Origin of the sequence: Tunturibacter gelidoferens (assembly GCF_040358255.1) — a bacterium.
In the GTDB taxonomy this organism is placed as follows: domain Bacteria; phylum Acidobacteriota; class Terriglobia; order Terriglobales; family Acidobacteriaceae; genus Edaphobacter; species Edaphobacter gelidiferens.
Genome location: NZ_CP132938.1, coordinates 5,296,493 through 5,321,399, shown reverse-complemented (window position 1 = coordinate 5,321,399; position 24,907 = coordinate 5,296,493). Strand labels below are relative to the sequence as shown.

The following is a 24,907-nucleotide window of genomic DNA, read 5'->3' as shown; positions in this document are numbered from 1 at the left end:
TCTGCTGCGTTGTCTATTCTCCCCTCGCGACAGAGCTGCTCCTATTTATCACAATCTACGGCCGTACCGCTCTTTGCCCTTGTCAACCCCCAAACTCACCAATCGCCGCGCCACACAAGCAGATTCGCGTGGCGTATGAGTTTCATTCCACCAGTTATACTGGTAGCAGACTTCAAAAAGACCCCGGCGCAACTCCGGGGTTTCGTCTTTTCCGGCAAAATCTCGAGCTAAATATAGCAAAACAAGTATTTTAGGCACAAGTCTCTAAGAATCAATATTCTACAGACACCATAGGCTTCTATCCTGCAGATTCGATTGAACTTGCGTCCAAAATACTCCGAGAGGGGGGAGGGGGGTACCCAGAGAAGAAATGTCCATTCGCCAGCAAATCCCGCCCGTGCTCACGCTCGCCCTCCCGCTCATCCTCGCCGAACTCGGCTGGATGTCCATGGGCATCGTCGACACCATCATGGTCGGACACATGGCCAACCCCGCGCTCGCCATCTCCGCCGCCGCCCTCGGCCAGGTCCTCTACAACACCATCGCATTCGGCATTGCCGGAATTCTCCTCGGCCTCGACACCTACCTCTCCCAGTCCCACGGTGCAGGTCGCTTTGAAGAAGCCAACCGCTGGCTCCTCCACGGCCTCATCCTCGCCGCTGGCCTGGCCCTCACGCTCATCCTCATAATCCTCTGCGCCCCGGCGCTCATGCTCCGCCTCCCCATCGACCACGCCGTCCTCACCGGCTCGGTCGCCTTCCTCGGCGCTCTCAACTACGGCACCCCGGCACTCTTCCTCTACTTCACCCTCCGCCGCTACCTTCAGGCCTTCAACCACGTACGCCCCATCGCGGTCGCTCTGGTCACAGCAAACCTCATCAACGTCTGCGGCAACTGGCTACTCATCTACGGCCATGCCTTCGGCCCCTTCCATATCCCCGCCCTCGGCGTCACGGGCGCAGGCCTCGCCACCTCTTTCTCTCGCTGCTACCTCGCCCTGTTCATGGTGATCGCGCTCTGGCGAATCGAGCGCCGCCACCAATACGGCCTCCGCAGCATGGCCCGCCACTTCGAACCCCGCCGCCTCCGACGCCTCGCCCTCCTCGGAGCCCCCGCCGGCGGGCAGATCTTCGTCGAAATCTCGATCTTCGGCATGGTCACCTTCCTCATCGGAGTCATGGGACGCCTCCCGCTCGCAGGCCACGAGATAGCACTCAACTGTGCCAGCTTCACCTTCATGGTTCCTTTTGCTATCTCCGCAGCCGCGGCGGTGCGGGTCGGTCAGGCCATCGGACGCAAAGCCCCCGCCGACGCCGCCTCAGCAGGATGGGCCGCAATCCTCCTCGGTGCCGGCGTGATGGCCTGCTTCTCGGCCGTCCTCCTGCTCTTCCCCCACGCCATCGCCGCCAGCTTCACGGCCGACCGCGACGTCATCGCGGCGACCATCCCTCTGCTCTTCGTAGCGGCCATCTTCCAGTTCTTCGACGGCCTCCAGATCACTGCCACCGGCTCCCTCCGCGGCGCCGGCAACACCCACGCCGGCCTCGTCGTCCAGATCGTCGGCTACTGGATCATCGGCCTCCCCATCGGCTACCTCTTCGGCTTCCGCCTCCACTACGGAGCCGTCGGTCTCTGGCTTGGCCTGTGCGCCGGCCTCATCGTAGCCGGCACCACCCTCACCCTCATCTGGCGCCACACCACCAAAAAATTGAAGTCGTCGACCGTGACCCAGGAGCCACTAACAACCATCCACTAGCCACAACTTCAACCAGCCAGAGCCATATCCTCGCGCACCCTGGTCTTCGACCGCGTCGTCAACGTAACCGCCGAAGCAAGAATCAACCCACCTCCAACCCACGCGCTCGGCCCCAGCCGCTCTCCCAGCACAAGCACCCCCAGCAGACTCCCAATCAGCGGCTCCATATTCAGCAGCACACCCGCCTGCGAGGCTGGAACCTGCGTCATCCCCCAGTTCCAAAGCAGCGTAGTCGTAGCCGTACAAAGCACCCCGCTCCCCGCCAGCGCCAGCCACGCCTTCACCGAAACCCCCGCCACCGGCGGCATCCCATACCGCACCGGCACCCACACCATCAGCATCAAGGTCCCAAGCAGCAACCCATACGCCGTCACCACAACATGCGAGTGCCGCCCCATCAACCGCTTATTGAAAAGAATCCAGAACAACGCGATCAGCAACGACACCACCACCAGCGCATCCCCCGCCAGCGTCGCGCCACCCTTTGCGTGCAATCCGCCACCCAGAGCTATCAGCGCAGCCCCACTGGTCGACCCTGCAAGCGCCACCCACCCTACCCAATCCATCCGCTCATGCGCATATGCCGCCGCCCCCACCGCCAGAATCACCGGCATCGTCCCAACCATCAGCGAAGCATGGCTCACCGTCGTAATCGACAGCGCATAGAACTGAATAAGAAACTGCAGCGGTACCCCAAGAAACGAAGCCATTAGAAGCAACCCCCACTCCCTCCGGTTCAACCCCGGACGATGCGTCACCAGCAGCGGAAGCAACACCGCCATCGCAAACAGAAACCGGTACAGCACCATATGCGCAAAGCCCATCTCCGCCAGCGCAATCTTGCCAAAGAAAAACCCGCACCCCCACAGCGAACTAGCCAGCGCACACGCGGCAAACCCCAGTGCCCGTCTCTTCTCCAAAACCGCCATACTTCCACTCTCGCACACTTAAAAGCGGACGGGAGAGAAAGCCGAAGCCTCTCTCCCGCAGCGTCCCGAATTCGAATACTAAGCTAATTCGCTACCAGACGCGGCAGCTCTTTACCGGCACCATCGGCGACCCCTTCTTGCAGCCGAAAGCCGCCGCAAATCCTTGCTGATTCACAATCGCTCCATTCGCGCGGAAGTGATCCGGCGAGTGAGGATCCGTCAACACCTGCGTCCGCACCTGCTCCGGCCTTGAGTTCTCGCACCAGTTCTGCGCATAGCCGATGTAGAACCGCTGCGGCGCCGTGTAGCCGTCCTTCCTGGCCGCCAGATCCACGCCTTCCTTCTTCGCGCGATCGAGGTAAGCCATATAAGCCAGCAGCAACCCGCCATTGTCCGCAGTGTTCTCGCCCAGCGTCAACCTGCCGTTCACCTTCACGTCGTCGACGGCGATAAAGCCACCATACTCGTCCGCCAGACAGTCCGTCCGAGCCACGAAGTTCTTCGTATCCTCCGGCGTCCACCAGTCGCTCAGGTTCCCCTTGCCGTCGAACTTCTTCCCTTCATCGTCGAACCCGTGGGTCAGTTCATGTCCAATCACCGCGCCGATATGCCCGTAGTTCACCGCGTCATCCTGTTTCGGATCGTAGAACGAGGGCTGCAGAATGCCAGCAGGGAAGTTGATGTCGTTCATGCTCTGGTTGTAGTAGGCATTCACCTCCGGAGGAGTCATGCCCCACTCGCTGTGGTCCACCGGCTTGCCGATCTTATTCAACTGGCGGTCATTCTCAAATGCATCCGCACGTCGCGCATTGCCCAGCGCGTCATCCGGTTTGATCTCGAGCTTCGAGTAGTCGCGGAACTTATCCGGATAACCGATTTTGTTCGCAACCTCGTGCAGCTTCTCTTTCGCCTTCACTTTTGTCGCCGCAGACATCCAGTCCAGTTGGTCGATGTCCCGTCCCATCGCAGCCTCAATGTCGCCGACCATCTCCACCATCTTCGCCTTGCTGTCTCCGGCAAAGTACTGCTCCACATAGACCTTGCCCAACGCCTCGCCCAGCGCGCCATTCACGGAGTTCGAGCAGCGCTTCCATCGTGCTGCCTGCTCCGGCTGGCCATTCAGGATGCGTCCGTAGAAGTCGAAGTTCTCTGCATCGAACCTCTTCGGCAGCCTGCCCGCCGATGTTGTCAACACCTGATACCGCATATAAGCCTTCAGTGTCTCCAAGTCGGTCGCCTGGATCTCCTTCTCGAGAACAGGAAAGAAATCGGGTGTCGAATTGTTAATCTCTGTCACATGGGGAGAGTGCATTTCATCCTCGAACTCTCCGAATTTGAACCCCGGCATACTCGCCTCGAACGTCGCAATCGGCTGCAAATGGTAAACCTTCTCCGGGTCGCGCATCTCGGTCACGCCCATCGACGCCTTGGCCAGTGCGGTCTCGAACGTCATGATTGATTGCGCATCCTTCTTTGCCTTCTCGGGAGAGCTCCCCGCGAGCTCCAGCATCTTTGCCACGTGAGCAACATACTGCCCTCGCAACTCGACGTCCTTTGCTCCGGTGCGAAGGTAATAATCTTTTTCTGGCAACCCAAGCCCACCCTGCTGCGCAATCGCAATCTGCTTCGTCGCGTCCTTGTAGTCCTGCTGTTCCCCATACCCGAAGAACACGTTCACGCCGATCCGCTGCAGCTTCCCCATCAGTGGCGGTAGGTCAGACTTGCTCTTCACCGCGTCGATTTCGTGCAAAAGCGGTTCAACTGGAGACAGCCCCTTGGCTTCAATCGCGTCCGTGTCCATGCAAGCCTTGTAGTAGTCGCCAATCTTCTGCTCATCAGGCGAACGTCCCGCGCCACCGGCAGCCGCCTTATTCAAAATCCCATTCAACGATTGAGTGTTCACGTTATAAAGCGCGTAGAACTGGTCAACGTTCGGTTGATCTGAGGGGATCGGATGGTTCGCCGCGAACTTCCCGCAGGCAAACTTGTAAAAGTCGTTACAGGGATCGACCGAAGTATCTAGGGAGGTAGTATCGAATCCCGGAATCGGTAGATAAGTCTCGGTCGGCTTGCTATTGTCGCTTACCACCTTGGTCTGCTGTGCCAATCCGGCACTCCAGGCGCCGGCCATAGCCAAGCCAATTACTAAACCGACTCCAGCCCGGCGTCTCATCGTGCCAGGCACTCCCAACATCCAAGTGTTCGACATTTCATCATCCTTTGTGTGCAGAATTTCTGCAGCCTTTGTATCACCAACCCAACGCCGGCTATTATTTTCACCCGTTCGTCCGCATACCTTGGCGTCGCCCGCGCGTCTGTGAAAGCATTACAGCCAGCGTTCTCGGTGAGCAGAGATACGCATCTACTCCCATGACGGTTCCCAGATCTCTCATTTCGACGTTCCGCCACCGCCTCCCGCTCATGGGTGTTCTTCTTTTTTTCCTCTCTCCCCTCCTCTTCGCCGCCAAAGGTCCCGAGCCTTCGCTGCGCCTGCCCCTGGAACCGTTCGGCTTCCAACCCCTCTCCGAGCAGTTCCTTCTCGCAGGCAGCTCGATGTTGACGATCCACTATGTCGACAATCAACACCTCTTGCTCACCTTCAGCGCCCGTCACCTCCTCAAGCGACTCCCCGACGAGCCCGAGGACGATATGGACCGCACCATCGACGCCGTCCTCCTCGAACTTCCCTCTGGCCACATTTTGGCCCGCACCACGTGGCGCACCCACGACCACGGCCAATATCTCTGGAATCTGGGCCACGGTCACTTCCTCCTCCGTATCCGCGACACCCTCACTACCTTCGCTCCTCTCGCCAACCTCTCCACCAGCCAGCCCTTTGCCGAGCACCCTTTTCTCTCCACAGACAATCGCCGCATAGCCGCCGTCATTCTCTCTCCCGATGCCGACCTTCTCACCGTCGAGACCGTCAAACGCACCCCCGCCCCTCCAAAACAGAAGACTCCACTCTTCGGACCCACCCCAGTCGAGCCGGCTCCTGAACCCGCCGTCGTCCAAATCAATTTCTATCGTCTCCACCTGCCCCCAGAGCCTGGTGCTGCAGTCAAATCCAACTTCGCCGGCGTCGCCCACTCCAGGGGCACCGGAGGAGTCCCGGTCACCATCGCCGGCTATCTCGCCACCGTGGACCAGGGCCATCGTCATTACGCCTTTGACTTCCACTCCTACGCCGGCAAGGTCGACGAGCTCTCTCCCTTCGACTCCACCTGCCGCCCCTTCCCACTCTTCGTCAGTCACAGTGAGTTCATCGTCTTCGGCTGCCGTGCCGGCAATGCCATCGGTGCAGTCGGCGGCTTCAACATGAGGGGGCAGGAGATGTGGGAACAAGGTCTCTTCGGCGACTTCATCGCTCCGTCCCTCGTCTACGCCCCGTCCAGCGGCCGATTCGCCCTTAGCCGCGTCCTCCTCCACTCCTCCGCCATCTCCGATCAGCCCATTAGCGCCGACGAGATCTCGTCGCAAACCGTCGTCGTCTATCAGACCGACAGCGGCAAGCAAATCCTCCACGCCGACTGCACCCCCGTAGAGCGCGCAGGCCAAAACTTCGCCCTCTCCCCCGACGGCCTCTCCCTCGCCCTCATCCACGCCAACGCCATCGAGATCTACCATCTCCCACCCCTCACCCCCAAAGAGGAGAATGCGGTCAAACTCGCCCAGACCTCCGCCCCGCCCGAAAACGATCTCCCAGTCCGCTTCGTCAGCCAACCCTCTCCGTCAGCCGAAGAAGCCGATTCCACCGTTCAACCCGAAGCTCAGCCCGCCAACGCCGTCGCCCCAACCCCAGCAAACACAGCTACATCGACCTCCGATTCCGCACAGCCGCCTGCACCCGCAAACCAAGCCCCCGCTGCGGCATCCAGCGATGCTGCTGAAGCATCGACCGACGCCGCACAAGCCTCTGGCGACCCGTCACCCGAAGTCCACCGCAAACCGCCCACCCTCTACACCCTCCCCACAGACAAACCATCAGATCGCCCAGCCAATTCCGACCGCCCAAAGGACAACCCTCAATAAGCTCTCTCATCCAAAAACAATCTGCACCGACTAAGCAATCGGCACTACGAAACGATCTGCACCCGCTAAATCATCCGCACTCACGAATCGTCATCTCGACCAATGCACGAGGCGCCCCTGTACGCTCTCGGTCATCTAAATCATCTGCACCCAATCATCTGCACCCACGAATCGTCATCTCGACCGAAGTCACGCGGTCTCATCGCGTGACGCAGTGGAGAGATCCCTGTATTTCGTCGTTGCGGTTGACGTTCGAGTCGCCTGCCGACAACAGGGACAAACAGAAAAAGGCTGGCTACGGTCTCCCGCAAGCCAGCCTTTTTCATAAATCTCTACGCTCGAAACCTTCAAATCAACGACTGAAAATTAAGCAGCCTTCTTGGGCGCAACAGCCTTCACGCGCGCGTTCAAGCGGCTCTTGTAGCGGCTCGCCGTGTTCTTGTGCAGAACGCCCTTCTGAACGCTCTTGTCCAAAATCGAAGCGGTTTCGCGGTACTGGGTGGTCGCCGCAGCGTGGTCGCCCTTGGCGATCGACTCGCGCAGAAGGCGCAGGGTTCCGCGCAGCTTGCTTTTGTTGGAGCGGTTCACCGCAGTCTTGGCTACGGTCTGACGTGCGCGCTTCAAAGACGAAACATGATTTGCCATAAACTCTCTTCTCTCAACCCTTACATTTGTAGGGGAAAATGGGATGCAGGCTCAAGGCCAGCCGACTCTGTATCCAGTCACGGTCTGCCGCACTCCCTGCAATATCTAAGTCTACGGAAACCTGGGCCTTCGGTCAACCCATCTTCTACCCGAAAATACGGCGTATTAGCCCCGAAAAGCATCCAATTCGTAGAAAACATGCCGTACCGCGATCCCATCCCGGTTCTGCACCAAAATCTATTCATCATTTGCCCCTTGACGCCATCTTCCCGACGTTCTACTCTTTGCCCATCTTCGACACTAGATTGGCACTTTCCGCCATCCCGGTCGCAGTCAAAGGGCGCAGCCAATGCGCCACCAGCCAGTGTCCGCTCTTCCCCTCAAAAACTCCCAAGTCAACCGGCCAAGCACCCAACCCAGCTCCCCCTGACGGAGGTCAGCACACTACTTGATCAAAAAATCCCTGGAAATCACACCTGGCATTGAGCCCCTGTACGGGACCCACGACGAAAACCTCCGCATCCTCGAGGACAAACTCAACGTCACGATCGATCTCCGCTCCGACGCTATCCACGTTACCGGCGAAGCCACCAACGTTGCTCGCGTCGAACAAGTCTTCACCGACTTCGACACCCTCCGAAAATCCGGCGTTAACCTCCACAACGGCGAACTCAACGGAATGCTTAAGCTCGTCGTCGCCGATTCCACCACCACCCTCAAATCTCTTGTCGACGCAGGTAAGCAGCGCTCGGCCGGCGTCAAACGCATGGTTCAGCCCCGCTCGCCCAACCAGCGCAAGTACGTCGAGGCCATCGAACAGTCCGACATGACCTTCGGCCTCGGCCCCGCCGGCACCGGAAAAACCTACCTCGCCGTAGCCATGGCAGTCTCGGCGCTCATGGCCAAAAAGGTCAGCCGCATCATCCTGGTTCGTCCCGCAGTCGAAGCTGGCGAACGCCTCGGCTTCCTCCCCGGCTCCCTCCAGGAAAAAGTCGACCCTTACCTCCGGCCACTCTACGACGCCCTCTACGATCTCCTCGACCCCGTGAAGGTCGATAAGCTCCTCGAATCCAACGTCATTGAGGTAGCCCCTCTCGCATTCATGCGTGGCCGCACCCTCTCCGACGCCTTCATCATCATGGACGAAGCCCAGAACACGACCATGGAACAGATGAAGATGTTCGTCACCCGCCTCGGCAACAACTCCAAGGCCGTCATCACCGGCGACCTCACCCAGACCGACCTGCCCAACCCAAAGAAGTCCGGCCTCCTCGAAGCCCTCCACGTGCTCGACGGCGTCGAAGGCATTCGCTTCTGCCACTTCGAAGACGTCGACGTCGTCCGCCACCAGCTCGTCCAACGCATCGTGCGAGCCTACGACAGCTACGGAAAGGCCCAGCAGCAGCTTCCGCTCCCCATCGGCGAAACCGCCCTGCCCGATCCGAACGTCATCCAGGCCGCCAAACCCATACCAAAACCTCAATGAACTCAACCAATCTGCGATAATCAAGGACAGGGGGCGCAATCGAGCCCCCTGTGACATTTGGCACCACCTGCTTCCAAGCGATGACCACCACCGAACCTCCAAGTACTCGCTCCATCCCCGCGCTCCGCCGCCTCGGCTACTTGCGCACACTCTCACGCGCCTGCCTCGCGCTCTCTCTCACAGCTGGACTCTCGACCGTTCTCAGAGCCGAAGCTCCAAACCCATCGGACTGGATCCTCACTTGGAGCGACGAGTTCAACGGCCCAAGCGGCTCCTCCCCCGATCCCGCCAAATGGAAATTCGACATCGGCGGCAGCGGCTACGGCAACCACGAGCTAGAGTCCTACACCAACCGTCCCGTCAACGCCCACCTGCAGGACGGCCACCTCATCATCACCGCCCTCAAGGAAACCCACACCGGTCCCGACGGCATTACCCAGCCTTACACCTCCGCCCGCATCCTCACCAAGGGTCTCTTCTCCCAGCCCTACGGACGCTTCGAAGCCCGCACGAAGCTTCCCACCGGCAAAGGCATCTGGCCCGCCTTCTGGCTCCTTGGCAGCAACATCGACTCCGACCCCTGGCCCAAATCCGGCGAGATCGACATCATGGAGAACATCGGCAACCCCACCGAAGTCCACAGCACCCTCCATGGCCCCGGATACAGCGGCGCGCATCCCATCACCGCAAAGTTCACCCTCCCGGCAGGCGAGGCCGTCAACACTGCCTTTCATCTCTACTCCGTTGAGTGGACTCCGAACGACATAAAATTCTTTGTCGACGATCACCTCATCACCCACCGCACTCCCGCCGACCTGCCGCCCGGCACCCATTGGGTCTTTGATCATCCTTTCTTCATCATCTTGAATCTGGCCACCGGCGGCGACTGGCCCGGCAATCCCGACCACACCACCACCTTCCCCCAGCAGATGGTCATCGACTACGTTCGCGTCTATAAACCAAATCAGACGCAACCCAGCCAAACACCCATCGCAGCGTCCACTCCGAAGTCTCTTCAATGATCACCATCGAATTACCCTCTAGCATCAAAGAAAACCTCTCACGCCCCGGCCTGACGAGCTTTCTCAACCGTGCCCGCCTCGCCGTCGGCGTTACCGGTCAGGTCGAGGTCCTGCTCGCGGACGACCTCACCCTTCGCCGCCTCAACAGATCCTTCCGGGGCAAAAACAAGCCCACCGACGTACTCAGCTTTCCCGCCCCTGCAGAAATCTCCGACACCCACGCCGGAGACCTCGCGATATCCCTCGAAATCGCAGCCCGTCAGGCCGCCATCTACGGCCACTCCCTGCGCGACGAAGTACAGATCCTTCTCTTACACGGTCTCCTCCATCTCTCAGGTCTCGACCACGAAACCGACGACGGAGAGATGGCAGCCCGCGAAACCACTCTCCGCAGCAAACTTAAACTCTCCAACACTCTCATCGCGCGAACTACCGCGCACCCGCGAAAATTACTGCCACCCGCAACCAAAAAGAGCGCGTCGCGTTTAAAAACCCCGTCCGTCCGATCAACAAAAAAATCTTCAACCCTCACGAAAAAATCGTCATCTCGACCCAAGGCGGCGCTCTATGCCGCAGCAGTGGAGAGCCCCCCGCATTCCGCGGGAAGCACCAAAGAACTCAAAAGCGCAAAGATCAAACCTAAGCGAGGCGCAAAGTGACTCCCGGCTACGCCTATACCCTCGCCCTCATTCTCCTCCTCGCTATCCTTGCGTTGGCTGCCTACGTTGACCGCATCTACTCCGAGATGGGCAAGTTCCTCGCTCGCGAGTATCAGGACAATATCGACTCCTGGGAGCGAGTCGTCGAACCCCGTCTCCGCCTCGGGCGCGAGTCCATCGCCCTCTCGGCCTCAGTCCTTCGCCAACTCTCCCTGGCAGCTTTGGCCTTGCTTTCTGGCCTACGCCTCTACACCCACACCACTCTGGTCCCGACCCTCGCGCGTACCCCAAGCCTCAGCGAAGTTCTCCGTGCCGTCTTCGAACTCATTCTCCTGATCCTCATCTTCGACCGCCTCCTCCCCCAGCTCCTCTTCTCCCGCACCCGCGGCCTCTGGATCGCGCGCATCACGCCGCTTCTTCAGACCCTCTTCTACCTCATCCTTCCCGTCACTCTCCTCCTCGGCCTCCTCCTCTCCATTGCCGCCCTCGCCGAACCCGAAGACACCACCGAAGAGGACCATCCCTCCGAAGCCATGGACGCTCTGCTCGAAGCCGGCGAAGAAGAGGGGATCCTCGAAGAATCAGACCGCGAACTCGTCCGCTCTGCCGTGGAGTTCGGCGACAAAATCGTCCTCGAGGTCATGACCCCACGCCCTGAGATCTTCTCCGTTCCCGGCACTCTTACCCTGCAGGAGTTCACCGCAACTATCAACGAACATGCCTTTTCGCGCGTGCCCGTCTACAACGGTTCGCTTGATCACGTCACCGGCATTGGCTTCGCCCACGATCTCCTCAAGGTCCTTGACACCGAGGCCAACACCCGCACTGTGGCCCAGATTCAACGCCCGGCCGCCTTTGTTCCCGAGACCAAGAAAGTGGCTGAGTTGCTCCGCGAGATGCAGCGCGAAAAGCAGCACATGCGCATCGTCATCGACGAGTACGGCAGCGTGGCGGGTCTTGTCACCATTGAGGATTTGCTTGAAGCGATCGTAGGCAACATCGCCGACGAGCACGACGAACCCGAAGCAGACGACGAACCCATCCGCGAAATCAACGGCGCCTACGTTGTCTCTGGTTCGTTTGAGCTTTCGCGTTTGCGCGATCTTTTTGCAGATCAGTTTGAGCCGAATCATCGCGCTACGCGGCCCGCTGAGGATGGAGAGCCGCATGATGCGGAGGAAGAACGGATGGAGCAGGATGGGGGCGAGAGGGAAGAGGCGGAGGAGTTGAAGGATCTGCGCGATACGCGGGACGATCCTACGGCTCTACGGCTTCCGGAACACTATGAATCTACGACACTTGGGGGGCTGGTGTCGGAGATTGCGGGGCATATTCCGCTGCCGGGCGAGGTGGTGGAAGAGGATGGGCTTCGGCTGGAGGTGCTTGCGAGCACGGACCGCCGCATCGACCGGATTCGTGTCAGTCTTACGAATCCTCCTGACCTCTCCTAGTGGGATTTGGATTCGGTTTAGGATATTTTTTCTGGGGTGGTGGAATATGCGAAAAATAAGGGTATTTTGCGAAAACAGCCTGTTTTGACGTGGTGTTTTGATGGTGTGAGTGTGGTGATTTGTGTGGCTGGGATGGTGTTTTAGCAGCCATATTTCGAGGGGCTAAAAACACGCCACGTTTTTCAACTTTATTTTGGCTCTCCTGCCGGACGGGCCCACTACGCGTGGGGCGGTCACTTCGTGACTTGTATACCCCTTCGGTTGGCGCTCCCGTTGGTCGCGAGGGAAGATTGATTCCGACCAACGGGAGGACCACGCGAAGCTCTAAAAAGGCGTGCGAACGCCCGCGCTCCGCGCAGGAGGCCCGTCCGGCAGGACAGCTTCTACAACAGAAAGGTCCCGGATTGAGTCCGAGACCTTCCCTGTAACCAGAGTGGAACCATCGCATCAGTGTCTTGTTTAGTCGATTGAGATCTTTCGGAGCAGTTTGAAGTCGGAGAGCATCTTTCCTGTTCCGAGCACGACAGATGCCAGGGGGTCGTCGGCGATCGAGACGGGAAGCCCTGTCTCCTCGCGGATGCGCTTGTCGAGGTTCTTGATGAGGGCGCCGCCGCCGGTGAGTACGATGCCGCGGTCGGAGATATCGGCGGAGAGTTCGGGCGGGGTTCGCTCGAGGGCTACGCGGATGGCGTTAATGATGGTTGCGATGCACTCGCTGAGGGCTTCGCGGATCTCGGAGTCTTCGATGGTGATGGTCTTCGGCACACCCTCGATGAGGTTGCGGCCCTTGACCTCCATCGAGATGGGTTTGTCGAGCGGGTAGGCCGAGCCGAGGGAGATCTTGATCTGCTCCGCGGTGCGCTCGCCGATGAGCAGGTTGTACTTCCGCTTGAGGTAGGTCATCACGGCCTCGTCCATCTGGTTGCCGGCCATGCGCACGGAGCGCGAGTAGACGATGCCTGCGAGCGAGATGACTGCGATGTCGGTGGTACCGCCGCCGATGTCGACGACCATGTTGCCGCCCGGCTCGGTGATGGGCAAACCCGCGCCAATCGCGGCGACCATGGCCTGTTCGACCAGGTGGACTTCGGAGGCTTTGGCGCGATAGGCCGAGTCCATGACAGCTCGTTTTTCTACCTGAGTGATCTCGGAGGGGACGCCGATCACGATACGCGGGTGAACCATCATCTTCCGGTTGTGCGCCTTCTGGATGAAGTAGTTCAGCATCTTTTCGGTGTGGCGGAAGTCGGCGATGACGCCGTCTTTCATCGGCTTGATGGCGACGATATTTCCCGGCGTGCGGCCGAGCATCTCTTTGGCCTCTTTGCCGACGGCCTCAACCTCGTTGGTGATCTTGTTCACCGCGATGATGGAGGGCTCGTTGACGATGATGCCTTTGCCGTGAGCGAAGACGAGCGTGTTCGCCGTGCCGAGGTCGATAGCAAGGTCGCTGGAGAAGAGGCTGAAAAGAGACCGCATATTGTGAATGCGGGAGTAACGCATCTGAAAACTATTCGAAGACATAGGTGTTTGCGATCGATCCTAAAAAGAGACTCACACTAGTGTATTCCTTTAGCAAGCTGTATTTCAGCACCTAACCTAACCAGTAAGCATGCCTCTTCTGTGTTAGTCCCGTTCTGGTTCACACAGCAGCCGACAGCAGAAGAGCGCCGAGGGATAGATGAGAATGCTGACGTGCCGGGTGTAGGCGAAGCCCGCGAGGTAGGGCAGCGTGGAGGCTGCGACCAGGGCCAGAAATGTAGCGGCGGCCACGCGCAACGAGCGATCGTCTTCGAAGCGATGCCGGAGCAGCAGAACGATTGCGCTGACAGTCGCGATCCAGAACATCAGCCGGAAGAGCAGCATCCCGGCGATTTCGATCAGTTGCCGGGCGCCAAAGATTGCGGTTGAGCCGTACTTCTCGACCGAGAAGAAGAGGATCCTCAGCTTGCGCCGATCTCCTGACAGCGTCTCTCGAGGATGAGTTAGCAGATACTGGCGCGCCGCCCGCAGGTGATAGTCGTTGAAGCTCCACTCGTCAGGGAAGCTCATTCCGCGATTCAACTCGAAGTCGTACCAGTCGAGGGAGTCGCCGTGCGTGGGTGGGTAGTTTTGAAGAAAGCCGGCATTGTTGCCTTTGTGCAGATTGATCCCGTCGAAGCTGGTTCCTATACTGAATCGTCCGCTCGCATGGTGCTGATGGAGCGCCCACCCCAAAGGCGCTGCCGCAACCAGTAGCACGGCGAGCCATCGCAGCTTGGTTTGACGCTCCAAAGCCAGGAAACCCACCAGCAGCACCAACACGGCCGCCAGCATCCCGCTCTTCGAGAGGTAAAGTCCATCGAGCGCTGCTGCGAACAGCACGGCTCCTCGAACGCCGCGCAGACCAGGCCAGTCGAGGAACAGCATCGCCGCGGCCATCGCCAGAAAACTGTAGGAGAACCCTTCGTCTACCTGCAGATTGGTCACATCGGCCAGAAACGCCGGAATGAAGAACGGAATAAGAAGTAGAAGGATTACCATCAGCCTGCGACCGAACGGCCGCGGCAGGCAGCACCATGCTAGATATAAGGTGAACTCGACCGGCAACAACAGGAGGATCGTTTTGAAACAGGCGACGGGAACGTAGCGGTCGCCAAAGAGCCGAATGCCCGAGGCGACCGTGATCGCGGTGGCCGGCATGCGCGCTGCATGGAAGCAGATGGGATTGCCGCGAGTCCCCATCTCCTCGGTGCAGACCGTAATACCACCGCCGTTGAGCAGGCTGCGCGTAGTTGGTCCCACCAGATTGGTGAGGGAAAAGAGCGACCTGCCTGCCCTCGCCTGATCGAGGGTCCACACTGCGGCCAGCGACACCAGTACAGGGACGATCAGCAGCACCAGCAGCAGGCGGCGGTCTTGCTTTGTCTGATCCAAATCGCCTGCGGTTCGTGGCATCTGCCCAATCTAATCGAAGTTGACCCGATTGCTACTTTTTCCTGTCCGGTTTCCTCATGGTGTTATCGCCCCGGTTCGGTTATGGGACTGTGCTTGAGGATGGCTTTCTCATCCTGCCGCGACATCGTTCTGGTGCAAATAGATACAATCGAAATAAGCTTCAGCGATGTGGAGACAGACGAATGATTATTGGTGTGCCTAAGGAAGTTAAGGATCACGAGAGCCGCGTAGGGGTAACCCCGGCTGGCGTCAAAGCACTGGTTGAAGCGGGACACAAGGTTCTGGTGGAGCATGATGCCGGGGCGCTGTCTGCCATGCCGGACGACGAGTACCAGGAGGCGGGCGCGGAGATCGTCGGCTCAGCGTATGACGTTTGGCGGTTGGCCGAGATGGTCGTCAAGGTGAAGGAGCCGGTCGAGAAGGAGTACAAGCACTTTCGCGAGGGCCTGGTTCTGTTCACGTATCTCCACCTCGCTCCGTTGAACGACCTGACCGATTCGCTGCTTACCTCGAAGGTCACAGGCATCGCTTATGAGACCGTTCGCGATCGCACGGGAGCCCTGCCGTTGCTGACCCCGATGAGCGAGGTCGCCGGTCGCATGAGCGTCCAGGTTGGCGCAGCTTATCTTGAGAAGGAGCATGGCGGACGCGGAGTTCTTCTGGGCGGCGTTCCGGGTGTGCCTCCGGGAAATGTTTGCATCATCGGCGGCGGTATTGTGGGCACGAACGCTGCGAAGATTGCGTTGGGCATGGGCGCGAAGGTGACGTTGATTGATTTGAACCTGAATCGTCTACGCGAGCTTGACGACATCTTTGGCGGCCGCATCTACACGGTTGCTTCGAACAGCTACAACATCGAACATGCGGTTCGAGAGGCGGACCTTGTGATTGGAGGCGTTCTGATTCCGGGCGCGGCTGCGCCGAAGATCGTGACGAAGGCGATGGTGGCGAAGATGAAGAAGGGCGCGGTGATCGTCGATGTTGCGATCGATCAGGGAGGCTGCATTGAGACCGCGCACCCGACCACGCACTCGAATCCTTCGTATGAGGTCAACGGCGTGGTGCATTACTGCGTGACGAATATGCCTGCTGCAGTGCCAAATACGTCGACGCTTGCCTTGACGAACGCGACTTTTCCCTACGTGCTGAAGCTGGCGCGGCTGGGGGCCAACGCGGCGATCAGTGAAGACAAGGGCATTGCAGAGGGAGTCAATACCTTCAACGGCGTTCTGACCTACGGTGCAGTGGCCCAGGCGCAGAAGCGCGAGTGGCAGGCTGTGGCGAAGCTGGTGTAGCTGGTGCGGGTTGAGCGAGGGATGCGTGCTCCGCCCGCATATAATCTGGGGGATTGAGGAGGGCGAGCCATGGGAACTACGAACCGGCGAAAGATTTGGATCGTAGCTCTGGGTGCGTGCCTGCTCATCCTCTTCGTGGCCCTTGCCACGCTGAACGCATTTAACACGCAGCTGCCGAAGCCCGCCAGCACGCAACAGACGGTCATCTTCACAGGCCTGTCGATCGTGGCTTTTCTTCTCTTCGTCGTGGTGCTTCTGCTGCTCGTCCGCAACGTGTTGAAGCTTTATGCCGACCAGCGCAGTCGCGTGATGGGTACGCGTCTGCGCACGCGGATGTTGTGGGGCGCGGTGCTGGTGAGTCTGGTTCCTATTGCCTCAATGTTCGCGTTCAGCTATCAGCTGATGAACCGCGCGGTCGATCGCTGGTTTACGCAGCCGGTGACGGATATGCGGGAAGACAGCAATAACATGGCGTTGGAGCTGGCGCACTACACGACCGCTAACGCTCGCGCGGAGGCGGATTCGATTGCCGCCAGCCTTCCCGCAGCGCCGGTGGTTGCTCCTGAGGGCAAAGCGCCCGGTGCTGCACGCGCGGCTGCTTCGGTTCATGGCTCCGGCCGCCGCTCGAACCACGGTCCCCTGCCCGGTGTTGGTCATGCGGTCGTGCCGTCGGCTGCGACTCGGAATCGCGAGGCAATTCACGATGTTTTGCGACAGCACGAGATCACGTTGCAGAACGGCTTTGCGATCGTCTATCGCGAGGGCCGCGTCGTTGCTTCGTTTCACATGCCGCAGCGTGCCGGTGCGACGGCGCAGGTTAAGGTTTGGCTCCCGGATCAGGTGGCTGGGGTTGATACGGACGAGTCGGGGGCTCGTGCACCCACTGATCCAACGGATACTGCGATTCTTGCCGCTGCGCTGCGCATCGACCAGCCCGTGTTCTCGCTTGGAACTACAGACTACGCGCTTGGCGCGACCACTCTTAAACAAGGTGAGACCGTTGTCGTAGGCCTGCCAATGCCGTTTGGGATGGCTGCGACGATGACTAATCTGCGCAAGGCGGCGGATGCGTACTGGGTGCTTTATAGCGAGCGGCGTCAGATCAGGGATCTTTATATGCTCCTGTTGCTGATGATGACGAGCCTTGCTCTGTTCGCGTCGTGCTGGCTTGCGCTGCATCTGTCGAAACAGGTGACTAAGCCGGTTGAGGCGCTGGCGGATGCGATGGAGGCGATTGCACAGGGGGATTACGGTCACCGCGTGCAGGAGAGCGCGACCGAAGAGCTTGGGGAGCTGGTGCGCAGCTTCAATCATATGGCTGCCGATCTTGAGGGCAGCCGGCGCGCGGTGGAGGAGTCTACCGTGCAGCTTAGTGCGGCGAACACCGCGCTTGAGGCGCGGCGCGGCGAGCTTGAGACGATGCTGGAGACGATTCCGAATGGAGTTGCTACGCTCGACACCGATCGCCGGATCATCCTGGCCAACCGGGCGCTTAGCGAGATGATGGATCCCGGCGGGCAGAGGCCGTTCTATGGGCTGGTGATGGAGGAGGTCTTTCCGCCTGAGGTCTCTGAGGTGCTGGACAGGCTCATCAAGCGCAGCCACCGCATGGGGTCGGCGTCGAGCGAGATTGAGATTACGGGCTTCCCGCAGAGCTCGAGCGACAGGTTTGGCGGGACGATGAACCTGCTGGCTACGGTCGCGCTGCTGGAGATGCCGGCAGCCACGGAACGGATGCGGCGCGAGCACCAGGGCTACGTGATTGTTCTTGAAAACGCGACCGAGCTGCTGCGGGCGCAGAAGCAGTCGGCGTGGAAGGAAGTGGCGCGGCGTGTGGCCCACGAGATCAAGAATCCGCTTACGCCGATCAGTTTGAGCGCTGAGCAGATTCGTCGCCACATCGACCGCCTGGCTCGTGCTGTCGCCGAAGTCACGCCTGCCAGCGCTCCTGAGCCGCCTTCTATCGCTGTGATTCGCCGATGCTCGGAGGTGATCACCTCGTCGGTGGAGAGCATGCGTTCGCTTGTCGATCAGTTTGCCGCGCTCGCTGAGTTTCCGACGGCTCGACCCAAGCCTGCGGACCTCAACACGATTGTGGAGAACTCGCTGGCGCTGTTCGCCGGACGCATGCAGGCGATTCGCATCGTGCGCAAGATGAACCCCGACCTGCCGTTGATTATGGCGGACCCTGAGGCTCTCAAACGCGCTCTCGGCAATCTCATCGACAACGCCGCCGAGGCTATGCAGCAGAGTCTCTACCGCGAGCTGCAGATCGGCACATGTCTCTTAGAGAATGGAATGGTCGAACTCGCGATTGCCGACAGCGGCTCTGGTCTTACTGACGACATGCGCGAGCGACTCTTTCTGCCTTACTTCTCCACCAAGCAGCGTGGCACCGGCCTCGGCCTCGCGATTGCCGCAAAGATCATTCAGGAGCACCAGGGTACGATACGTGCGGAGAAGAACGAACCAGCAGGGGCCAGGTTCATCATCGAGCTGCGCCCAGCCCTTTCGCTTGATAGCGACTCCGACGCGCCGGCGGGCCTCAGCGCCTTCGCCATTCCGCAGAACGGCCATCAGCCGCCGGTCGAGGTTGAATCTGCCACTGAGACTCCAGTTCCCAGCAACACTAAAGCAGAGGACGACTTTGCTTCCACCCTCCCCAGAGGCCCACAATGAACCACGTACTCATCGTTGACGACGAAGCTGAGATCCGCGAGTCGCTCGAAAGCATCCTTCGTGAAGAGGATTATCTCGTCACCACTGCCGCGACTGCGGGCGAAGCTCTCGAGCTTCTGCGCGACGCTGCCTACGATGTTGTTCTGCTGGATATCTGGCTGCCCGATCGCGACGGTCTCGATACTCTGACCGAGATCCGTCAGATGGAGTCGACGAATGTGCCTGAGGTTGTGATCATCAGCGGTCACGGGACGATCGAAGCGGCTGTTCGCGCCACGAAGCTGGGGGCCTACGACTTTCTAGAGAAGCCTCTGTCGCTCGACCGCACGCTCATCGTGCTGAAGAATGCGATGAAGGCTCGCCAGATGCGTGAGGACAACCAGGAGTTCTCGCGCCAGCTTACGAAGGGAACGGTAACAGGAAACTCCGTCCCTATGAAGGCGCTGCGCCAGCAGATCAAGCTGATGGCTCCCACGAACGGACGCGTGCTGATCTACGGGGAGTCCGGGGCAGGGAAGGAGCTCGTCGGCAGAGCCATGCACGCGGAGAGTCTGCGCAAGGATCGTCCTTTCGTTGAGCTTAACTGCGCTGCTATCCCAGAGGATTACATCGAGAGCGAACTCTTCGGCTATCGCCATGGAGCCGTGCCGGGCGGCCCAACCGAGAAGCGTGGAACGTTTGAGAGAGCGGATGGCGGCACCCTCTTTCTCGACGAGGTTGGGGACATGAGTCTGAAGACGCAGGCCAAGGTGTTGCGTGCTTTGGATGAGCAGCGTTTTCTTCCGGTCGGCGCTTCGCACCCTGTGCACGTCGATGTGCGTGTTATTGCAGCTACCAATAAGGATCTTGAGGAGGAGATCGCTCGCGGCAACTTCCGTGAAGATCTGTTCTATCGCCTCAACGTCATTCCGTTTTTTGTGCCGCCTCTGCGCGACCGCAAGGAAGATATTCCTCTGCTCGTCAAAGAGTTTCTCCAGCAGTTTGGCGCCGAGTACGGCCGTCCTCACGTCGAGATGACCGAAGACGCGCTTGCCGCATTGAAGCAATACCATTGGCCCGGCAACGTGCGCGAGTTACGAAATCTCGTCGAGCGCGTTCTGATTCTCAACCCCAGAGCGCAACGCATCGAGCGCAAGCATCTCCCTATGCTCGTCTATCGCGACTCCGCCCGCGACGCCAATAAGGCGAATGGACGCGAAGAGTTCACCAGCCTGCTGCAGGCTCGTGAGGCATACGAACGCGACTACATCCTGAAAAAACTAGACGAGTTCCATGGCAACGTCAGCCGCGCTGCCGAAGGGCTTGGCCTTGAACGCAGTCATCTGTACCGCAAGATGAAGGCTCTAGGCGTTAGCGTCAAGGAATAGTCACTTTTTCGCTTTGCCATACGCTTCTTCAAGGTGTTTCAGAGCTGCTGAAAGTTCGCCATCGTCTTCAATCGCGAAGCTTTGCCACTTTTCGCCTTCAGTCTGTCCAGGTTCATTCAGTTTCGTTGCGATTGCGTTCGGCAACTCCAACCCTCTTGTGCCGGGAAGCAAGGCAAAGATCGTATCGCCCCGATAGATGCTGATCATTCCAAACATGCGGCCTGTTCTTGTCTCAGGCCACCGTCGAACCTCTTCTATCAACAGAATCGACCGCCGCCGCATCTCCTCAGATACCTTGGGTAGCGCTGGCCGTCTGGTTCCCATATCACTCTTCCGTTTGCTGTTTTTCCGCAATCAACTCCAACTGGCGGCGCCAGTCGAGGTCTTCGACGAAGCCGCGGCTGGAGCGCCACTCCTCCTGAACCTTGACGAAGAGCTCGAGAAAGACGCGTGTGCCGAGGAGTGATTCGATGTCTTTGCGGGCTGCGGTGCCGATGCGCTTCAACATCTCGCCCTGCTTGCCGATGAGGATCGCCTTCTGTCCGGTGCGCTCGCAGAAGATCGCGGCTGAGATTTTGGTCACCGGCAGCTTGCCGTCCTTCATCTTCTTCATGGAGGCGGGCTCTTCGAACTTCTCGATCACTACCGCAGTCGCGTAGGGAACTTCTTCGCCGGTCAGCATCAGGATTTTTTCGCGGATGAGTTCGGCGACGAGGAAGCGCTCCGGCTGGTCGGTCAGTTGATGCTTTGGGAAGTAGCGCTGGCCTTCTTTGAGCTGGCCAACGATCTTTTCGAGAAGCAGATCGAGGCCTTCCTTCTTGCGGGCGGAGATTGGAATCACGTCGGCGAAGGAGTGCAGCGTGGACCAGTGCGCTATCAGCGGGAGCAGGTCCTTCTTTGGAATCGCGTCCATCTTGTTGAGAACCAAGATCACGGGGCATTCCAGCTTTTTGATCAACGAGAGCGCGAAGTCGTCTTCGGCGGCAGACATGCCCATTCGCCCTGTCGTCTTGCCGCTGTCGCCTGCACCGGGAGTCTTTGGCAGACGGTGGGTCACGTCGACGATGAAGAGCACGGCGTCGCGCGACTCCAGCGCGTCGTGGACCTCCTGCATCATCCGTTTGTCGAGCTGCGTGTCCGGCTTATGGATGCCCGGTGTGTCGACCAGAACCACCTGCGCGGCGGGATGCCCGGGTTCGCCTTTAGCCTTCTTTTTCAACGGAACTTCGAGCACACCGTGGATGCGGGTGCGCGTCGTCTGCGGTTTGTGCGTGACGATAGCGAGCTTCTGTCCGAGCAGCGCATTGAGCAAGGTTGATTTCCCCGCGTTGGGGCGACCGATGATGGAGACGAAACCGGAGCGAAAGGCCATTCTCCTTATTATGCGCTGTTATAGTGCCCGAATCTGCAAACGTCGTCTAAACTGACTCGTATGAGATTCACCAAACTGCGGACTGCTCGCAGATTCGCTCGAGGTCTGGCCCTGCTATCCTCCGTCACCGCACCACTTTTCCTTTCGGCTCAAGCCATCAAACCCTTCTCTTCGATCGAGGTTCATTCTGACCGGACGGTGACCTTCTCCTACAAAGATGCCGCGGCGACCACGGTTGAACTCGTGGTCGGCGGATTGCCGAAGAAGCTGCCGATGAAGAAGGATGCGGCCGGCATCTGGACGGTGACGACGCCGTCTTTGCCGCCCGAGATCTACGGATATCACTTCGAGGCGGACGGCGATTTCCGGCTCGATCCTGCCAATCCAGACACGACGATCAACCTGGTTGATGTCGCGAATGAGCTGACGGTACCAGGCGACACGCCGCAACTATGGGAGGTAGCTAACGTCCCGCACGGCGTCCTGCACCACTACAACTACACGACGAACACTGTCCTTGGCCTGCCTCAAAATCAGAGTCGTTACTACGTCTACACTCCGCCGGGCTATGACCCGAAGGCTCCGCAGCCGTATCCGGTCCTCTATCTGCTTCACGGGTGGAGCGATTCTGACTCGGGCTGGACGGCGGTGGGCCGCGTCGATCTGATCCTCGACAATCTGCTGGCACAGGGAAAGATCAAGCCGATGGTTGTGGTGATGCCGCTGGGCTACGGAGATATGTCCTTCATTCACCAGTTTCATGTCTGGGAAGATCCTGCCGCCATCGACCGGAACACCGACCTGTTTGCCAAGGCTTTGCTCACCGAGGTCCTTCCGCGTGTTGAGGCCGATTACCACGTCTCGAAGGATCGCAACGACCGCGCCATCACCGGACTCTCCATGGGCGGCCTTGAAAGCCTGGAGATCGGACTCTCGCACACCGATAAGTTTGCCTGGGTCGGAGGGTTCAGCTCGGCCGTTCACAACTTGAACTACGAGGGCAATTTGGCATCGCTCAACCCCAAGGCCGCCGATCTTCGCCTGCTTTGGGTGGCGTGCGGAACAGAGGATTCACTGATCGAGCCGAACCGAAGATTCGTTGAGTTTCTCAAGAGCAAGAACATGCAGGTGAAGCAGATCGAAACACCTGGCTACCACACGTGGATGGTCTGGCGGGATAATCTGAGCCAGTTTGCTCCGCTGCTCTTTCAGCCGAAGTAGCGCCGGGCAGCATGCGCCGAACGTGGTATGGACCATCTCGCAAATCGGAGTCAAGGTCTTACGCGAGTACGGTGTCGTGGGGAAATCGTTCGGCAGGGAAGAAAGAAAAGTTGGCCTGCGCATCCAGCACGCCACCTCCGCCCGCGCGTGACTTCGCGGATAATCGGTGTTAGCGCATGGAATCTTTCTTCACACGGTTTAAAAATGTTCTGGTGCTGGTGGCGATCCTGCTGGCCCAGACGATCGGCCTGGCGGTGCAGGTGCGCCGTCCGGTCGAATCGGGTGCGCCCGACAGCAACAGGGTTACGCTTATCCGCTATTGGGCCGTCTCCATCGTTACTCCGTTTGAGCGATTCTTCCATGGGATCGGCCACACTGTTCGCTATGGATGGTCCGACTATGTCGACCTGCGCAACACCCGCCAACAGAACCACGACCTTCAGGAGCAGATCGCACGGCTCCGGCTGGAGCAGGCTTCTTTCGCCGAAGACGCCATGCAGGGGCATCGGCTGCAGGCCATGCTCGACTTCCAGCAACACTACGTCTCCACCACTGTCGCGGCGCAGGTGATTGGGACGAGCGGCAATGATCTCTCTCGCGTGGTCTATATAGATAAAGGCGCGAAGGATGGCCTGAAGGCGGACCAGGCGGTTATTACTCCGGACGGCATCGTCGGGAAGATCCGGGATGTCTTCCCGCACACGTCGCAGGTGTTGCTGATTAACGACCAGACCTCGGGGGCAGGCGTGCTGCTTGCAACCACGCGGATTCGTGCAATTCTTCGCGGCAGCACCACTGGCCAGATCCTTATCAATAATTTGACCCCGGACGATCGCATTAAGCCCGGCGAGCAGGTGCTCAGCTCCGGCGGCGACCAGGTTTATCCGCGCGGGCTTCCCGTCGGCACGATCGAGTCGATCAAGGTTGACCCGGATCACCAGCCTTACACGCTCATCCAGCTTCGACCCGCGGCGAATTTGAATCAGCTTGAGGAGGTTCTGGTGATCACGGGGACACAGACCACGCTCCCCGTGGCCGCCCAGAAGGATCTGGCTGCAGGTGTTGTGACTGCCGAGACTCAGGCCGCTGCCAAACAGCTCGCAGATCAGCAGACTGCCGAGGCTGCTGCCCGGTCGGCCGCCCAGATAGTGGCTGATCGCCTGCCGAGCATTCATGAGGGAGACGACGCCGCCAAGACCGGAGCCGCGACGACACCCGCCGCCACTACTCCTCCGCTCAATGTCGTGCCGAAGCCGCTTCCGACTATTCACTCAGACCGCTATTCGCCAGGAGCAACTCCATCGGCGGCCAGTCTCAAGCCTGGCGCTCCTGAGGCGGCCAATCCGGTTGTGCCTCAAACGACTCCGGACGCAACGACTCAGCCAGCCACGCAGAAGCCGGTGCAGCCAAAGCCTCGGAAACCTCAGCCTCAACCGGACTCGGCTCAGCCCCCGGCCCAGTCCCCAAACCCGCAGCCGTAGCAGTCCGCTAACTACACCATGGCCACCCGCAGCTTTACATCCCGTCGAGAGCTAGAGCAGCACAGCTTTCCTTCTGCCGTCGCGTTGCTCGTTCCGTTGGGGGCGATCCTTCTGCAGGCGCTGCTCCCCAGGCCGTTTCCGCGACTTGCCATCCTCGATCTCCCTCTGATCGTCACCATCTTCTTCGCTGTCTCGCGTCGCAATCCTGTCGCAGGAACCCTTACTGGAGCAGCCATTGGGCTTCTTCAGGACGCCCTCACCGCTCAGCCCATCGGGGTCAACGGCATGGCGAAGTCGGTCATCGGGTACATCGCGGCCAGCATTGGCATCCAGGTTGACGTGGAAAACCTTACGACCCGCATTCTTATCAACTTCGGCTTCTTTCTTATCAATAGCTTCCTGCTCTTCCTCATCAACCGCCGTCTCCTTGGACTCACAAACTTCCACATCTATTGGGGCCACGAGTTTTTCCGCGCTGCAATCAATACAGTCGTAGCCCTTCCCATTTTTTTTCTCCTCGATAACACGAAGCGCACCGAGTAAACAGGGATTTCATTCGTCTAAACGGTACTCAC

The 24,907-nt window shown here is 59.4% G+C and carries 19 protein-coding genes; 12 read left to right on the top strand and 7 right to left on the bottom strand.

Annotated features, from left to right (window positions below):
* Positions 1 to 370: 370 nt before the first annotated feature.
* Positions 371 to 1,756, top strand: a complete 1,386-nt coding sequence (locus RBB81_RS22800; protein WP_353072263.1) for an MATE family efflux transporter — start codon at positions 371 to 373, stop codon at positions 1,754 to 1,756.
* An 8-nt stretch (positions 1,757 to 1,764) separates the two neighbouring features.
* Here RBB81_RS22800 and RBB81_RS22795 read toward each other — a convergent pair whose 3' ends face one another.
* Positions 1,765 to 2,685, bottom strand: a complete 921-nt coding sequence (locus RBB81_RS22795; protein ID WP_353072262.1) for a DMT family transporter — start codon at positions 2,683 to 2,685, stop codon at positions 1,765 to 1,767.
* A 91-nt stretch (positions 2,686 to 2,776) separates the two neighbouring features.
* Positions 2,777 to 4,792 (bottom strand): M13 family metallopeptidase, encoded by a 2,016-nt coding sequence (locus RBB81_RS22790; RefSeq protein WP_353072261.1) that lies wholly within the window; start codon positions 4,790 to 4,792, stop codon positions 2,777 to 2,779.
* 263 nt (positions 4,793 to 5,055) lie between these two features.
* Between RBB81_RS22790 and RBB81_RS22785 the strand changes: the two genes are divergently transcribed.
* Entirely contained in the window at positions 5,056 to 6,717 is a 1,662-nt protein-coding gene (locus tag RBB81_RS22785) for a hypothetical protein (RefSeq protein WP_353072260.1), read from the top strand.
* Between the two features lie 366 nt (positions 6,718 to 7,083).
* Here the strand turns inward: RBB81_RS22785 and rpsT are convergent, their stop codons facing one another.
* The gene (gene rpsT, locus RBB81_RS22780) at positions 7,084 to 7,362 is read right to left on the bottom strand and encodes a 30S ribosomal protein S20 (RefSeq protein ID WP_179585465.1); all 279 of its coding nucleotides are present in this window, start codon (positions 7,360 to 7,362) and stop codon (positions 7,084 to 7,086) included.
* 448 nt (positions 7,363 to 7,810) lie between these two features.
* Between rpsT and RBB81_RS22775 the strand changes: the two genes are divergently transcribed.
* From RBB81_RS22775 to RBB81_RS22760, 4 genes are read left to right on the top strand one after another with little or no spacing between them, the layout of a single operon-like run.
* On the top strand, positions 7,811 to 8,848 hold the full coding sequence (locus RBB81_RS22775; protein WP_179585463.1) for a PhoH family protein: 1,038 nt from the start codon (positions 7,811 to 7,813) through the stop codon (positions 8,846 to 8,848).
* A 50-nt stretch (positions 8,849 to 8,898) separates the two neighbouring features.
* Positions 8,899 to 9,870 (top strand): glycoside hydrolase family 16 protein, encoded by a 972-nt coding sequence (locus RBB81_RS22770; protein ID WP_353072259.1) that lies wholly within the window; start codon positions 8,899 to 8,901, stop codon positions 9,868 to 9,870.
* Complete coding sequence (gene ybeY, locus RBB81_RS22765; RefSeq protein WP_179585461.1) at positions 9,867 to 10,529, top strand: rRNA maturation RNase YbeY; 663 nt, start codon at positions 9,867 to 9,869, stop codon at positions 10,527 to 10,529. Before RBB81_RS22770 ends, ybeY begins: the two co-directional genes overlap by 4 nt.
* Positions 10,526 to 11,980, top strand: coding sequence for a hemolysin family protein (locus tag RBB81_RS22760; RefSeq protein ID WP_353072258.1), 1,455 nt, complete (start codon positions 10,526 to 10,528; stop codon positions 11,978 to 11,980). Before ybeY ends, RBB81_RS22760 begins: the two co-directional genes overlap by 4 nt.
* A 459-nt stretch (positions 11,981 to 12,439) precedes the next feature.
* On the opposite strand, the gene RBB81_RS22755 is transcribed toward RBB81_RS22760, so the two are convergent.
* Together RBB81_RS22755 and RBB81_RS22750 are read right to left on the bottom strand one after the other, a co-directional pair.
* Complete coding sequence (locus RBB81_RS22755; protein WP_281376834.1) at positions 12,440 to 13,504, bottom strand: rod shape-determining protein; 1,065 nt, start codon at positions 13,502 to 13,504, stop codon at positions 12,440 to 12,442.
* A 102-nt stretch (positions 13,505 to 13,606) separates the two neighbouring features.
* Positions 13,607 to 14,917 carry a hypothetical protein gene (locus RBB81_RS22750; RefSeq protein ID WP_353072257.1) on the bottom strand — a complete coding sequence of 437 codons (1,311 nt, stop codon included), beginning with the start codon at positions 14,915 to 14,917 and terminating at the stop codon, positions 13,607 to 13,609.
* A 182-nt stretch (positions 14,918 to 15,099) separates the two neighbouring features.
* Here RBB81_RS22750 and ald point away from each other — a divergent pair, with 182 nt between their 5' ends.
* From ald to RBB81_RS22735, 3 genes are all read left to right on the top strand, one after another.
* The gene (ald, locus tag RBB81_RS22745; protein ID WP_179585455.1) at positions 15,100 to 16,212 is read left to right on the top strand and encodes an alanine dehydrogenase; all 1,113 of its coding nucleotides are present in this window, start codon (positions 15,100 to 15,102) and stop codon (positions 16,210 to 16,212) included.
* A gap of 69 nt (positions 16,213 to 16,281) precedes the next feature.
* A complete protein-coding gene (locus tag RBB81_RS22740; protein ID WP_353072256.1) occupies positions 16,282 to 18,891 on the top strand; it encodes a sensor histidine kinase in 2,610 nt (869 codons plus the stop codon).
* Positions 18,888 to 20,258, top strand: coding sequence for a sigma-54-dependent transcriptional regulator (locus tag RBB81_RS22735; RefSeq protein WP_183792830.1), 1,371 nt, complete (start codon positions 18,888 to 18,890; stop codon positions 20,256 to 20,258). The genes RBB81_RS22740 and RBB81_RS22735 overlap by 4 nt, the downstream gene beginning before the upstream one ends.
* Here RBB81_RS22735 and RBB81_RS22730 read toward each other — a convergent pair whose 3' ends face one another.
* Both RBB81_RS22730 and era read right to left on the bottom strand, forming a co-directional pair.
* Positions 20,259 to 20,474 carry a hypothetical protein gene (locus tag RBB81_RS22730; RefSeq protein WP_353072255.1) on the bottom strand — a complete coding sequence of 72 codons (216 nt, stop codon included), beginning with the start codon at positions 20,472 to 20,474 and terminating at the stop codon, positions 20,259 to 20,261.
* 109 nt (positions 20,475 to 20,583) lie between these two features.
* Positions 20,584 to 21,630, bottom strand: a complete 1,047-nt coding sequence (gene era, locus RBB81_RS22725; protein ID WP_179585448.1) for a GTPase Era — start codon at positions 21,628 to 21,630, stop codon at positions 20,584 to 20,586.
* 60 nt (positions 21,631 to 21,690) lie between these two features.
* Here era and RBB81_RS22720 point away from each other — a divergent pair, with 60 nt between their 5' ends.
* The 3 genes from RBB81_RS22720 (at position 21,691) to mreD (ending at position 24,875) form a co-directional block, all read left to right on the top strand.
* Positions 21,691 to 22,851 carry an alpha/beta hydrolase gene (locus RBB81_RS22720; protein WP_353072254.1) on the top strand — a complete coding sequence of 387 codons (1,161 nt, stop codon included), beginning with the start codon at positions 21,691 to 21,693 and terminating at the stop codon, positions 22,849 to 22,851.
* A 176-nt stretch (positions 22,852 to 23,027) separates the two neighbouring features.
* Complete coding sequence (mreC, locus tag RBB81_RS22715) at positions 23,028 to 24,332, top strand: rod shape-determining protein MreC (RefSeq protein ID WP_353072253.1); 1,305 nt, start codon at positions 23,028 to 23,030, stop codon at positions 24,330 to 24,332.
* An 18-nt stretch (positions 24,333 to 24,350) separates the two neighbouring features.
* Positions 24,351 to 24,875 carry a rod shape-determining protein MreD gene (gene mreD, locus RBB81_RS22710; RefSeq protein WP_353072252.1) on the top strand — a complete coding sequence of 175 codons (525 nt, stop codon included), beginning with the start codon at positions 24,351 to 24,353 and terminating at the stop codon, positions 24,873 to 24,875.
* Positions 24,876 to 24,907 lie beyond the last annotated feature (32 nt).